The organism is Faecalibacterium duncaniae (genome assembly GCF_010509575.1).
Taxonomy (GTDB): domain Bacteria; phylum Bacillota; class Clostridia; order Oscillospirales; family Ruminococcaceae; genus Faecalibacterium; species Faecalibacterium duncaniae.
Genome location: NZ_CP048437.1, coordinates 2,745,508 through 2,759,188, shown reverse-complemented (window position 1 = coordinate 2,759,188; position 13,681 = coordinate 2,745,508). Strand labels below are relative to the sequence as shown.

Annotated in this window: 10 protein-coding genes; 5 read left to right on the top strand and 5 right to left on the bottom strand. The window is 58.9% G+C overall.

Translation table 11 applies throughout. The features are described 5' to 3' along the window. Nucleotides 1-59: 59 nt before the first annotated feature. The 4 genes from truA to GXM22_RS13175 all read left to right on the top strand — a co-directional run bounded on the left by truA (nt 60) and on the right by GXM22_RS13175 (nt 5,251). Nucleotides 60-809, top strand: coding sequence for a tRNA pseudouridine(38-40) synthase TruA (truA, locus tag GXM22_RS13190; RefSeq protein WP_005934861.1), 750 nt, complete (start codon nt 60-62; stop codon nt 807-809). Continuing rightward, complete coding sequence (locus tag GXM22_RS13185) at nt 806-2,008, top strand: DUF5711 family protein (RefSeq protein ID WP_005934860.1); 1,203 nt, start codon at nt 806-808, stop codon at nt 2,006-2,008. The genes truA and GXM22_RS13185 overlap by 4 nt, the downstream gene beginning before the upstream one ends. 187 nt (nt 2,009-2,195) lie before the next feature. Beyond that, nucleotides 2,196-2,891 carry a hypothetical protein gene (locus tag GXM22_RS13180; RefSeq protein ID WP_005934859.1) on the top strand — a complete coding sequence of 232 codons (696 nt, stop codon included), beginning with the start codon at nt 2,196-2,198 and terminating at the stop codon, nt 2,889-2,891. A gap of 56 nt (nt 2,892-2,947) precedes the next feature. After that, nucleotides 2,948-5,251, top strand: a complete 2,304-nt coding sequence (locus GXM22_RS13175; RefSeq protein WP_005934858.1) for an ATP-dependent Clp protease ATP-binding subunit — start codon at nt 2,948-2,950, stop codon at nt 5,249-5,251. Nucleotides 5,252-5,374: 123 nt separating this feature from the next. On the opposite strand, the gene GXM22_RS13170 is transcribed toward GXM22_RS13175, so the two are convergent. Further along, a complete protein-coding gene (locus tag GXM22_RS13170) occupies nt 5,375-6,670 on the bottom strand; it encodes a cation:proton antiporter (RefSeq protein WP_005934857.1) in 1,296 nt (431 codons plus the stop codon). A 73-nt stretch (nt 6,671-6,743) separates the two neighbouring features. Further along, a complete protein-coding gene (locus GXM22_RS13165; RefSeq protein ID WP_005934856.1) occupies nt 6,744-7,772 on the bottom strand; it encodes a glycosyltransferase family 2 protein in 1,029 nt (342 codons plus the stop codon). A 261-nt stretch (nt 7,773-8,033) separates the two neighbouring features. On the opposite strand from GXM22_RS13165, the gene GXM22_RS13160 reads away from it, so the two are divergent. Continuing rightward, complete coding sequence (locus tag GXM22_RS13160) at nt 8,034-9,614, top strand: RecQ family ATP-dependent DNA helicase (protein WP_097773281.1); 1,581 nt, start codon at nt 8,034-8,036, stop codon at nt 9,612-9,614. 189 nt (nt 9,615-9,803) lie between these two features. On the opposite strand, the gene GXM22_RS13155 is transcribed toward GXM22_RS13160, so the two are convergent. From GXM22_RS13155 to nrdD, 3 genes are all read right to left on the bottom strand, one after another. After that, nucleotides 9,804-10,784 (bottom strand): Abi family protein, encoded by a 981-nt coding sequence (locus GXM22_RS13155; protein WP_035394743.1) that lies wholly within the window; start codon nt 10,782-10,784, stop codon nt 9,804-9,806. 13 nt (nt 10,785-10,797) lie between these two features. After that, entirely contained in the window at nt 10,798-11,349 is a 552-nt protein-coding gene (gene nrdG / locus GXM22_RS13150; RefSeq protein WP_005934849.1) for an anaerobic ribonucleoside-triphosphate reductase activating protein, read from the bottom strand. 69 nt (nt 11,350-11,418) lie between these two features. After that, complete coding sequence (gene nrdD, locus GXM22_RS13145) at nt 11,419-13,590, bottom strand: anaerobic ribonucleoside-triphosphate reductase (RefSeq protein WP_005934848.1); 2,172 nt, start codon at nt 13,588-13,590, stop codon at nt 11,419-11,421. Nucleotides 13,591-13,681: the final 91 nt, after the last annotated feature.

Sequence of the window (13,681 nt, the reverse complement as noted above, 5' to 3'; positions counted from 1 at the left end):
CCTTATAGCCTCCCTCTTTGAGAGAGGTGGCACGGCAAAGCCGTGACGGAAGGAGTTCCATGCAGAACTATTTACTGACCCTTGCCTACGACGGCACCAACTACTGCGGCTTTCAGGTGCAGCCCAACGGGCGGAGCGTGGCCCAGACCTTTCAGGATGGGCTGGAAGCGGTGCTCCACAGCCGCCCCGATATCAAGGGGTGCAGCCGCACCGATGCCGGGGTCCACGCGCTGGGCTTTGCGCTGAACTTCCACGCGGAGACCCGCATCCCCCCCGAAAAGCTGCCGTTGGCCATCAACCAGCACCTGCCCCCGGATATCCGGGTGCTGTGCGCCCGGGTGGTGCCGGAGGAGTTCCACGCCCGCTATGCCGCCCATACCAAGACCTACCTGTACCGCATCCACAACCACCCCATCGATTCGCCTTTTGATGAAAAATATTACACCCGGGTGCCCCGGCGGCTGGATGTGGATGCCATGCAGAGGGCGGCGGAACAGTTTGTGGGAAAGCACGATTTTCTGGCCCTGTGCGCGGCGGGCTCCTCTGCTGCTGCCCACGGAGATACCGTGCGCACCATCACCGACTGCCATGTGACCCGGAAGGGCGACGAGGTGGACATTGAGGTGACAGCGGACGGCTACCTCTATAACATGGTGCGCATTCTGGCAGGCACCCTGTGTGAGGTGGGCGCGGGCCGGATGCAGCCCGATGCCATCCCCGGCATCCTTGCCAGCCGGGACCGCAGCCAGGCCGGGCCGACGCTGCCCGCAAAAGGGCTATTTTTGGAGAAGGTGGACTACGACCTATGAGAAAAAATCGCAACCGTCCGGAGAGTGACGAGCCGCTTTCGGAAGGGCGGGTCGAATATCTGGAAGCTGCCCGCCAGCGTGTGCGGAACAGGCGCATCCGCCGCACGGCGGTGCTGCTGGTGCTGCTGACGGCGGTGGTGCTGTTTGCCACCGGCATCGCGGGCAGCTCGGTGGCGGCCCTGAAGGACCTGACCGATACGGCCCGCATTGCCCTGCTGCCCGGCTCCGGTTGGCCCCAGCAGACCGGTGTGGCCGAGCTGGAGCAGATGGCCCCCCTGACCGGCAGCTTTGTGGAGCTGGGGGACGAGGGCTGTGTGGTCTGGTCGCGCACCGGCAAAAAGCTGAACAGCATCCAGAGCGGCTATGCCCGCCCGGCGCTGGCCGCGGGCAAGACCCGCTTTGTCCTCTACAACCGCTCCGGAAACGAGCTGCGGGTGGAGAGCCGCACCCAGAACCTTTACACCAAGCAGCTGGAAAACAGTATTTTCCTCTGCGCCATGTCGGACAACGGCACGCTGGCCGTGGTCACGGAGGACCAGACCAGCATGGCAAAGCTGCTGGTATACAGCCCCTCCATGGAGCAGCAGCTCAGCTGGAGCATGACCTCCAACGACGGCACCCCCCTGCGGATGGCCTTTTCCCCCGACAGCCGGAAGCTGGCGGCGGCAGCCGTCACCGTCAGCGGGGGACAGGTGATGACCAACCTCTACCTCATCAATCTGGCATCGGGCGATCCCGTCAGTCTGGTGAATCAGGGCGGTGTGCCCCAGTGGCTGGGGTGGACCTCTGCTTCCACGATCCTGGCTGTCTACGATACCAGGGCCGTGCTCTACAATGCGGGCGGCGGCGAGCGTGCGGTCTATGATTTTGCGGGCACGGAGCTGAAAGATGTTTCGGTGGACGCGGCAGGCAATGTGGCCCTGCTGCTGGCATCGGGGCAGGTCTCTCAGGCTGTGACGCTGGACAAAAACCTGAACGTCCAGTTCAGCGCCGCTGTCTCGGCGGCAAATTCCATTGTCCGGGCGGGGAACCTGTTCTATCTGCTGGCCGATAACGCCGTGGAGTGTTTTGATGCGTCCGGCACCCAGCAGTGGAGCCAGAACCTTGACACCAGCCCGCAGGCATTGCTGGCCAACAGCAAGGATCTGCTGCTGTTCAGCGGCAACACGGTGCAGAAGTTGGAAGCACCCGCTGAATAACCCTCTCCGTCAATGCTTGCGCATTGCTACCTCTCCCAAAGGGAGAGGCAATTGCGGCTTTGAGGAAAAAGAGTGCAATCTATTTTGTAGCTTCCCCTGTCAGAAGCGTTGGCTCCCACTTTGGGGGAGCTGGCACGACGGCAGTCGTGACTGAGAGGGTGAGCCAGTTCGGAATAAGGTTAAACGTATGTTCAAGAATCCGTCATTTATTTTTGATATCCTATGTACGGTGGTCTGGCTGGTGCTGGCCGTCCGGTATGCCCGCAAAGGCTTTCTGGCCTCGGTGGTGCAGCTGACGGGCAGCCTCATCAGCCTGTTCGGTGCCAAAGCCTTTTCAGGCTGGGCAGCCGGGCAGGTGTTCGAGCGCTTCCTCGCCGGAAGCTTCCGGGACCAGATTGCTGCCAATATCGCCGCCGGGGGAGCCGTCAGTCTGGATGGCATTGCCCAGCGGTACGCGGGCTTTCTGCCCGAGGCGTTCCGGGCATCCATCGTGGATGCCTGCGAGCGCTCCATCTCTGCCGTCCTCAATGACAACGCCGTTGTGCTGGCGGATACCATCGTCCAGAAGGTGCTGGCTCCGCTGCTGACCCCGGTGATCTCGCTGGTGCTGTTCTTTGTGGCGTTTGCCCTGCTGCGGATGCTGGTCAGCCTGCTGGTCACAGTGCTGGGGCTGGTGAACAAGCTGCCCGTGATCGGTGCAGTGAACCACTGGCTGGGCTGGGGCGTGGGCGGCATTGCCAGCCTTGTGGACATCTATCTGGTGCTCTGCGTGGTCTGGGCGCTCATTGTGATCACCGGCGGCAACCTCACCATGCTCAACGACACGGTGATGAGCGGCAGCCTTTACTATAAAGTATTCAATGTGTTCAACCCGTTTGTCTGAAAAGTATTCAATGTGTTCAACCCGTTTGTCTGAGCGGGGAGGGAAAAGGAGGAACAATGGTCTGCATTCGATGCCAGAAGCGGCCTGCCATTATTTTTGTCCAGCGGATGGAAAATGGCCAGATGAAAAACGAGGGGTACTGCCTGCACTGTGCCCGGGAGATGCACATCAAACCGGTCGATGATCTGATGAAGCAGTTCGGCATGTCCGACGAGGACATGGATGCCATGGAAGACCGGATGGAAAACATGATGCAGGAGATGGGGGACATGAGCAACATGAACCCCTTCTCCATGATGATGGGCATGGGCCAGCCGGACCAGAGCGAGGAGGACGGCGACCTTGTGCCCGGCTCCAGCGCCACCTTCCCGCTGGGGGTGAACGGCGGTGCCCAGAACGGCAAAAACGAAAAGAAGGCGGGCAAAAACGACAAAAAGCCGCCCCGCCGCAAGTTTTTGGATACCTACTGCGAGAACCTGACCCGCAAAGCCCGGGAGGGGAAGCTGGATGATATCATCGGCCGCGACCGGGAGATCTACCGCACCATCCAGATCCTGAGCCGCCGCCAGAAGAACAACCCCTGCCTCATTGGTGAGGCGGGCGTTGGCAAGACCGCCATTGCCGAGGGCATTGCCGAGCGCATTGCCAAGGGGCAGGTGCCGGCAGGGCTGCAGGATAAGGAGATCTTCCTGCTCGACCTGACCAGCCTTGTGGCAGGCACCCAGTTCCGCGGCCAGTTTGAGCAGCGGGTCAAGGGCCTGCTGAGCGAGGTCAAGGCGGCGGGCAACGTCATCCTGTTCATTGACGAGATCCACACCATTACCTCTGCCGGTGAGAGCGAGGGTGCCATGAATGCGGGCAACATCCTGAAGCCCGCCCTCTCCCGTGGCGAGATCCAGGTCATCGGTGCCACCACCTTCAACGAGTACCGCAAGTATATCGAGAAGGACCAGGCGCTGGAGCGCCGGTTCCAGCCCGTGCGGGTGGAGGAGCCCAGCGTCGCTGATACGCTGGCCGTGATGGGCGGCATCAAGCACTACTACGAGGAGCACCACCATGTGCAGGTGCCCGCCGATGTGCTGAACGCCACCGTGACCCTGAGCGAACGGTATATCACCGACCGCTACCTGCCCGACAAGGCCATCGACCTGCTGGACGAGGCCTGTGCCTGCTGCAATCTGGCCCACCCGGTCATCTCCGAGTACCTGACCATGCAGAAGGAACTGGAGGCCCTCAAGCAGGAAGAGGCCGACATGGAAAACGCCGATGTGAACGAGCCCATCGATTACGAGCGTGTGGCAGAGCGCAAGACCCGGATGGCGCAGCTGGAGCGGGAATTGCCCGCCAAGCAGGCCGCGGCCGGGGAGATCCAGGTGACCATGGACGATGTGGCCAAGGTCATTGAGCTGTGGACGGGTATCCCGGCGGTGAAGATCCGGGAGACCGAGTATGCAAAGCTCGCCAGCCTTGAGACCGAGCTGAAAAAGAAGATCATCGGTCAGGACGATGCCGTGCATCTGGTGGCGCAGGCGGTCAAGCGCAGCCGCGCCGACCTTTCGGGCCGCCGCCGTCCGGCCAGCTTCATCTTTGTGGGCCCCACCGGCGTGGGCAAGACGGAGCTGGTGAAGCAGCTGGCAAACCAGCTCTTTGACGGCCCCGACCCCCTGATCCGGCTGGATATGAGCGAGTATATGGAGAAGTACGCGGTGTCCCGCATGATCGGTTCCCCTCCGGGCTATGTGGGCTACGAGGAGGCGGGTCAGCTGACCGAAAAGGTCCGCCGCCGCCCATACAGCGTGGTGCTGTTCGATGAGATCGAAAAGGCCCACCCCGATGTGATGAATATCCTGCTGCAGATCCTGGACGAGGGCAAGATCAACGATGCCCAGGGCCGCACCGTGGATTTCTCCAACACCGTCATCTGCATGACCTCCAATGCGGGCAGCAGCGACCAGACCACCGCAAGTCTGGGCTTCAACCGCAGCGAGGAGGAGCGGAACGAGGAAAAGAGCCGCAAGGCACTGAGCCAGTTCCTCCGCCCTGAGTTTTTGGGCCGCGTAGATGAGGTCATCACCTTCAAGCCGCTGAGCGAGGAGACCCTGCAGGGCATTGCCGCCCTGATGCTGGACGAGTACAAGCCCAGCATGGAGGCCAAGGGCATTGCCTACAGCTATACCCCGGCGGCACTGGCAGCGCTGGTGCACAAGAGCCAGGGCGGCAAGTTTGGTGCCCGCGACCTGCGCCGCACCATCCGCAAGGCTGTGGAGGACCCCGCCGCTGAAAAGATCATCGACGGCACCCTTGTTTCCGGTTCCACCCTGACCGTGGATGCTGAGAACGATGAGATCGTGCTGAAATAAAGAGCAAACAGAAAGCCGCTGCACAGCGTAAAAACTGTGCAGCGGCTTTTGTAGTGTATAAAACCTCTCAGCCGCCTGCGGCGGCAGCTCCCCTGATAGGGGAGCCAAGCCCTGTGGGAGAGGTTACTCCACGCTGACCGGCTCCTCCGGCTTGTTGGCGGTACGGGCGCTCGTGCGGCCCTCGGGAATGATCTCGCCTGCGGCGGTCAGGCTGAGCTTGGCCAGGGTCGGGCCGACCAGCTCGTACACCAGCACCGAGAAGAGCACCACGTTGCGCACCATGTGGCCATCGGAAAGCTCGGCAGCCTCGGCGGCCATGCCCAGCGCCACACCGGCCTGCGGCAGCAGGGTGATGCCCAGATACTTCTGAATCCTCTCGCTGCAGCGGGTGGCCTTGCAGCTGACATAGGAGCCGGAGATCTTGCCCAGAGAGCGGGAAGCGATATAGACGGCACCAATGAGCAGGACCATGGGGTTTGCGAGGATGTTCAGATCCAGCTCCGCGCCGGACAGCACGAAGAACAGGATGTTCACCGGGCTTACCCAGCGGTCCAGGCGGTCCATCAGCTCATCGGAAGTGGGGCAGATGTTGCAGAACACGGTGCCGGTCATCATGCAGACCAGCAGCAGCGAGAAGCTGCAGTGGATGGGGCCGACCTCAAAGCTGACCATGGAAAGGCCCACCGTCAGCAGCACAAAGGCCACCGAAAGGCTCATGCGCTTGGAGCGGGAGTGGAAGTAGATCTCCAGCTGGTTGAGCAGCAGACCGGCCAGCGCGCCCAGACCCAGGCTGAGTACGATCTCCACCAGAGGCTCCAGAAGGATGCTGATGGGGTCGATGCGGCCCTGCTCCAGTGCGTTTGCGATGCCGAAAGAGGCTGAGAAGAGCACCAGACCTACGGCATCATCAATGGCGACCACCATCAGCAGCAGGCGGGTCAGGGGACCGCTTGCCTTGTACTGCTTGACCACCATCAGGGTGGCGGCAGGGGCTGTGGCAGAGGCGATGGCACCCAGCGTGATGGCCGATGCCATTGAGATGACATCCGGCCGGGCAAAGTGCAGGACCACCAGAGCGATATCCACCAGCACGGTGGTGATAACGGCCTGCAGGATGCCCACAGTGACCGCCTGCCTGCCCATCCTCTCCAACGCGCTGAGCCGGAACTCATTGCCGATGACAAAGGCGATGAAGCCCAGTGCCACCTGTGTGATGATGCCGTAGCTCTCGACCTGTGCAAGGCTCCCGAAGCCGAAGCCCCAGCCGCTCAGGCCCAGCCGACCCAGAAAGAAGGGGCCCAGCAGAAGCCCCGCCACCAGATAAGAGGTGACAGCCGGCAGACGGACCGCTTTCGCTGCACGGGATGCCAACAGGCCTGCAATGAGCGAAAGAGACATGCAAATGAGCAATTGCTCCATAAAACAAGATCCTCCTCAGGAATTAAGATACGTTAAAAAGTATATTTTATCTGAGGAGGAAAAGCAACATTTGTTAATTGAATTTAAAAATCTTCTGTGCAAGGCGGTAACCGCCCAGCACGAGCTTGTCGCCCTTGGGGATCTTCAGGTTGGTCACGCCGCCAAAGCCGTAGCGGATGGAGCGGTAGACCCCGGCACTGGTGTGTGCCTTGAGGTAGGCCCACAGTTCGTTCTCCTTCTGCTTGGCAGCGGCACTGCCGTCCAGCAGAAGGAAGATGTCGCTGATGGCCATCATCATGGAGAGGTAGTGCAGCATATAGCTGCGCAGCTTCTTCTGGCCCTTAAGGGCATCCAGGTCCTGGCAGTCGATCATGTGGCGGGTCACCCGCAGCTGCTGGTCCACCCGCTTGACCATTACACTTTCGTTCACGCTCTGGTCGGCCCGGCCGATGAAGTAGCGGTACAGGTCCAGATCCATATAGTACATGCTCTTGACAAAGGGCAGGGGCTGGTAGACAAAGATGTTGTCCACATAGAAGGTGTGCTTGGGCAGCACCATGCCGCAGTCCCGCAGCACCTGCGTGCGGTACATCACCGAGTGCATCAGCAGGTTCTGGTCGGGCCGGAAGTGGCCGACATGCGTCCAGCTGAACAGCCGGTTCTGGGGGAACACATTGGTGTAGCGCACGGTGTGGCTGGTGTTGTCCTCCACATGCTCGTAGACATAGTTGCAGATCATCAGGTCAGGCGCGGTGCCCCGGGCAGTCAGCGTGTTCAGCTTGGCCAGCACGGTCCTGAGGGCTGCTTCGTCCAGCCAGTCGTCGCTGTCCACTACCTTGTAATACAGGCCGGTGGCGTTGCGGATGCCCTGATTCACGCCCTCGCCGTGGCCGCCGTTCTCCTGATGGATGGCCTTGACGATGGTGGGATATTTGGCGGCGTACTCGTCGCAGATGGCGGGGGTGTCATCCTTGGTGGAACCATCGTCCACCAGGATGATTTCGGCCTGCTCCCCGGCGGAGAGCAGGGTCTCGATGCAGTGGCGCATATATGCCGCCGAGTTGTAGCACGGGACGGCGAAGGTGATCAATTTCTGAGCCATACAAAATACTCCTTTGCTTTTTTCCGGCAGATGCGCAAGGCAGGGGCCGGGATGGAGATATGTACCCATATTATAGCATTTTTGTGCAGGAAATGCTATCGAACGTGGGAAATGTCAGAGATGTTTTACAATTATCCGGGGAGTTGTGGTATACTGATTGGGTTACAGACCGCTCAGGCCGCAAGCGCGTCCGCTTCCCCGTACAGGAGAGACGGCATGGCAGGGCAATGACGGAGAGGTTTTGTATGGATAGGAGGAACCATGGAAAGTCCGCATAGTATTCTGAAAAAAGTCTTTGGCTACGACAGCTTCCGCCCGGGTCAGGAGGAGATCGTCTCCCGCCTGCTGGCCGGGCAGGATGTGCTGGCCGTGATGCCCACAGGTGCGGGCAAGTCCATCTGCTATCAGGTGCCGGCCCTGCTGCTGCCGGGCATCACCATCGTGGTCTCGCCGCTGGTGAGCCTGATGAAGGATCAGGTGGGGGCGCTGGTACAGGCCGGTGTGGCGGCAGCTTTCCTGAACAACAGCCTGACGGACAACCAGAAGGCCCTGATGCTCCGCCGCGCCCGGGAGGGGTGGTATAAGATCATCTATGTGGCTCCGGAGCGGCTGGAGATGCCGGGTTTCCAACGGTTTGCGCAGGAGCGGGAGATCAGCATGGTCACGGTGGACGAGGCCCACTGCATCAGCCAGTGGGGGCAGGACTTCCGCCCCAGCTACCTGCGCATCAAGGCGTTTGTGGACAGCCTGCCCAAGCGCCCGGTGGTGGGAGCCTTTACGGCCACCGCCACGGCCCATGTGCGGGAGGACATCCGCACCCATCTGGAACTCCACACCCCCTACGAGGTGACCACCAGCTTCGACCGGCCCAACCTCTATTTTGCCACCCGCAGGGCCCTGCCCAGCGAGAAGCCCAAAGTTCTGCTCGAACTTGTACTCAGGGAGCGGGACAATGCGGGCATCATCTATTGCAGTACCACCCGGCAGGTGGACGAGACCACCCGCCTGCTGCAGAGCCGGGGCATCCGTGCGGCAGCCTACCACGCCAAACTGGATGCGGATACCCGGCGGCAGAATCAGGACGATTTCCTCTATGACCGGGTGCAGATCATGGTGGCGACCAATGCCTTCGGCATGGGCATCGATAAGCCAAACGTCCGGTTCGTCATCCATTATAATATGCCCAAGGATCTGGAGAGCTATTATCAGGAGGCGGGCCGCGCGGGCCGTGACGGGGAGCCAGCCCGCTGCACCCTGCTCTATTCCGGCACCGATGTGCGCACCATCCGGTTCTTCATCGACAAGGAGATGGAGGCTGACAACGGCCTGCCTGCGGATGTCAAGGCCGAAGCGGCACGCAAGGCAGAGGAACGGCTCAAGTACATGACCTTCTACTCCACCACGCCGCGCTGCCTGCGGGGGTATCTGCTGAGCTACTTCGGCGAGGCCGCGCCCCAGAAGTGCGAGAACTGTTCCAACTGTCTGCTGGCAGCACAGGCCGCCGAACAGGTGGAGGAGCAGGCGGCACAAGCCCGCCAGCGTGCCGCGGCCAGTGCGAAGCGGCTGGCCTCGGCCTCCCGCCGCCGTGCCGACGAGGATGCCCTCAGCGAAGCGGACGAGAAGCTGCTGGCGGCCCTCTATGCCCTGCGCAAGCGGCTGGCCGCAAAGCAGAAGCTCCCTGCCTATATGGTGTTCAACGATTCCACCCTCCGCCAGATGGCACTGAAAAAGCCCCTGAGCGTGGAGGAACTGCTCAATATCCCCGGTGTGGGCGAGAAAAAGGCCGCCCGCTATGGGCAGGAGTTCCTCAGTGTGATCGAAGAAACCGTTGGCACACGGTGAATTGGAGATAAAAGAACAAATAAAGCGTCCCGTTTTCCACGGCCAGTGCAGGCAGGGTGGAAAACGGGACGCTTTTTGTAAAAATAAAAGGGAACTGAATCGCTCCAGTTCCCTCAAGTATATGTCCCTGAGAACATATACCCCAATTAGTAAGAATATTATATCGCAGCTGTTGAAAAAATGCAACTGTTAAATATAATTTTTCAAAATTTCCATCCGTTTCGTCAGGTCGGGATGAATGACAATTGAAGCGACGGCAGGGTTGACTTCAGAGCGATAGGTTTCTGTGATATGCTCAAATTCTTCAATGAACTTAAGGATTTCGGAATTTGGCATCTGCAATAGCTTCAGATAATAGGACATCAGAATGACATAATCTCCGATGGTTTTGAAATTGACATACGGAAGCTGAATCGCAGAACGGAGACAGGCTTTCATTGCCTTTGTGGGGTCAAAATTGCGAAATCGGGTATCAAATACCACGGCATTGTGAGCAATAGCATTTCGGAGATCTTTCAAAGCATAGATGTAGCGAAATAAGAGCTCACAGGATGTATCGTTGGAAAGATCAAGGCCAATGCGGGTGGAAATATCTTTTCGGACAGGAAAAGTCAAACAAGAAAGCAAGTATCCAAAATCTCCCATGGTCATGATCTCGAAGAAAGCCCAAAGAGGAACACCGGAGTAAGTTGGATTATTGTAAAAATGTGTGATTTTTGGATTTCCTTTCGCATAGGCGTTTGCAAGGCTGGACTGGATGGAACGCTGAAGGTTCAATTTGTTTTGCTGGGCTCGCTTTTTCTGTTCAACGGTGAAATTGGCAGGGGAGTTGTTGTAACTGCAAACGACACGATCCAGAACATCCGAAATACTCTCGGATTGTGCGTTTTCAAGGATGCCCTGCAATGCGATGTTCTTGACAGCAGTTTCGATGAACATCATTTTTCCGTAAAACAGAGCTTTCAGGGCAGAATCATATTGGATGGTGGCATAGAGCTCTTGATAAGAGGAAAAAGGCAGGCGCGCACCGGCAGATTTGAAGAAACGATAGCCTTTATAGCCATGATAATATCCGGTTGTGACAAGCTGCTGTTTCTGTGTTTCGCCGGAGATGGCGATGCCGTTGTCACGCAGGTGCTGCATTAAGTCGTTTGTTGTTTTATAGCTCATGGGCATCCTCGATTTACATGCTATGGGTAGCAAACACCTGTTCGTCCTCCCACCAGACGGGGGCCTTTGCGGCAAGGCTCTTGGGTACATCCAGAAGCCGCTGGTTGGAGCTGCCCCGGAAGCGCAGGGAGATATCGTGCTGGGCTTCCACAAAGCGGCCGTCCACCAGAACATCCAGCAGGCTCAGCAGCTCATCGGTGACCTCACAGCGGGCCGGGCAGGGAACACTGCCGGTCAGCTGCTCCCAGGTGTAGCCGGAATAGCACCAGACGCTCTTATTCGGGTACAGCGCCCTGAAGTTGCGGACGAAGGGCAGCAGTTCCCGCTGATTCTCCGGCTCAAAAGGCTCACCGCCCAGCAGGGAGATGCCTGCAATATAGTCGGGCTGGCAGGATGCAAAGATCTCGTTGCGCACAGCTTTGTCGAAAGGCTGACCGTACCCGAAATCCCATGCTACCTCGTTGAAGCAGCCCGGGCAGTGGTGCCTGCAGCCCGAAACAAAGATGCTGGTGCGCACCCCCGGCCCATTGGCAATGTCGTAATACTTGATTGTTGCGTAATTCATAGATAAAACTCCATATAAAAAGCTCCCCCTCTCGGGGGAGCTGTCAATGCGAAGCGTTGACTGAGAGGGTTACAGATGCAGCACCCGATCCTTGATCTCCTGTGTCCGGCCCTGGTTCCAGAACTGGGTGCCGATATAACCGCAGGTGCGGCGGGCAACGTTCAACTTGTTCTGGTCACGGTTGCCGCACTTGGGGCACTCCCACACCAGCTTGCCGTCATCCTCCACGATCTTGATCTCTCCGTCGTAGCCGCAGCACTGGCAGTAATCGGACTTGGTGTTCAACTCGGCGTACATGATGTTATCATAGATGAACTGCAGCACGCTTATCACGGCCTCCAGATTGTCCTGCATGTTGGGCACTTCCACATAGCTGATGGCACCGCCCGGGGACAGCTTCTGGAACTCGCTCTCAAACTTGAGCTTGGTGAAGGCATCAATGGGCTCCGAAACATGGACGTGGTAACTGTTGGTGATATAGTTCTTATCGGTGATGCCGGGCACGATGCCGAACCGCTTCTGCAGGCACTTGGCAAACTTGTAGGTGGTGGATTCCAGCGGGGTGCCGTAGAGGGAGTAATCCATGTTCTCGGCCTTCTTCCACTCGGTGCACTTGTCGTTCATGTGCTGCATCACGCTCAGGGCAAAGGGTTTGGCACCGGCATCGGTGTGGCTCTTGCCGGTCATATACTTCACGCACTCATACAGACCGGCGTAGCCCAGGCTGATGGTGGAGTAGCCGCCAAAGAGCAGCTTGTCGATCTTCTCGCCCTTCTTCAGGCGGGCCAGTGCGCCGTACTGCCACAGAATGGGGGCGGCATCGCTGGGGGTGCCCATCAGGCGCTGATGGCGGGCCTGCAGTGCCTTGTGGCAGAGAGCCAGACGCTCGTCAAAGATCTTCCAGAACTTCTCGAAGTTGCCGCCGGAGGAAAGGGCTACATCCACCAGATTGATGGTGACAACACCCTGATTGAAGCGGCCGTAGTATTTGGGCTTGCCGGTCTCGGGGTCCACATAGGGGGTCAGGAAGCTGCGGCAGCCCATGCAGGTGTAGCAATGGCCCTCGCCGTTTTTGTCCACCTTGAGTTCGAGCATCTTCTTCTCAGAGATGTAGTCGGGCACCATCCGCTTGGCAGTGCACTTGGCAGCCAATTCGGTCAGGTAATAATAAGGAGTGCCGGGGCGGATGTTGTCCTCTTCCAGCACATAGATCAGCTTGGGGAAGGCGGGGGTGATCCAGACACCGGCCTCGTTCTTCACGCCCTGATAGCGCTGACGGATGGTCTCCTCGATGATGATGGCAAGGTCGGCCTTTTCCTGTGCGTTGCGGGCTTCTCCCAGATACATGAACACGGTGATGAAGGGGGCCTGACCGTTGGTGGTCATCAGAGTCACGACCTGATACTGGATGGTCTGGACACCGCGGTTGATCTCGTTGCGCAGGCGGCGCTCCACGATCTCCTTCTTGCGCTCCGGGGTAACGTCCAGCCCTTCCATCTCCGCCTCGACCTCAGCGGCGATCTTCTTGCGGGAGACATCCACAAAGGGAGCCAGATGGGTCAGACTGATGCTCTGGCCGCCGTACTGGTTGGATGCCACCTGCGCAATGATCTGGGTGGCAATGTTGCAGGCGGTGGAAAAGCTGTGGGGCTTTTCAATATAGGTGCCGGAGATCACGGTGCCGTTCTGCAGCATATCTTCCAGGTTGACCAGATCGCAGTTGTGCATGTGCTGCGCAAAGTAGTCGGAATCGTGGAAGTGGATCAGGCCCTCGTTGTGTGCCTTGACGATCTCCGGGTCCAGCAGAAGGCGGGCGGTCAGGTCTTTGGAGATCTCACCAGCCATATAGTCGCGCTGGACGCTGTTCACGGTGGGGTTCTTGTTGGCGTTCTCCTGCTTGACTTCCTCGTTCTGGCACTCGATCAGGCTGAGGATGCGCTCGTCGGTGGTGTTGGTCTGGCGCTTCAGGCTCTGCACATAACGGTAGGTGATATAATGGCGGGCTACATCGTGGGCCTGAATGTCCATCAGCTTGTTCTCCACCATGTCCTGGATCTCTTCCACGCTCACGGCACGGTTCAGCGCCTGGCACTGCTCCGTGACATCGTTGGCGATGGACAGGATCTGCTCCTGGGTCAGGCTGCTCTTGCGGCTGACCGAATCGCTGGCCTTGGTGACCGCAGTGATGATCTTGGTGATATCAAATGGAACTTCCGAACCGTTGCGCTTGATGATCTTCATAGTGTTCCTCCGTCGTTCTATCTGTGTACAGTTCAAACGGGTGCCTCTTGCGAAAGAGGCACCCGCAAAGCAGTCTTGGGATGCGTTCAAT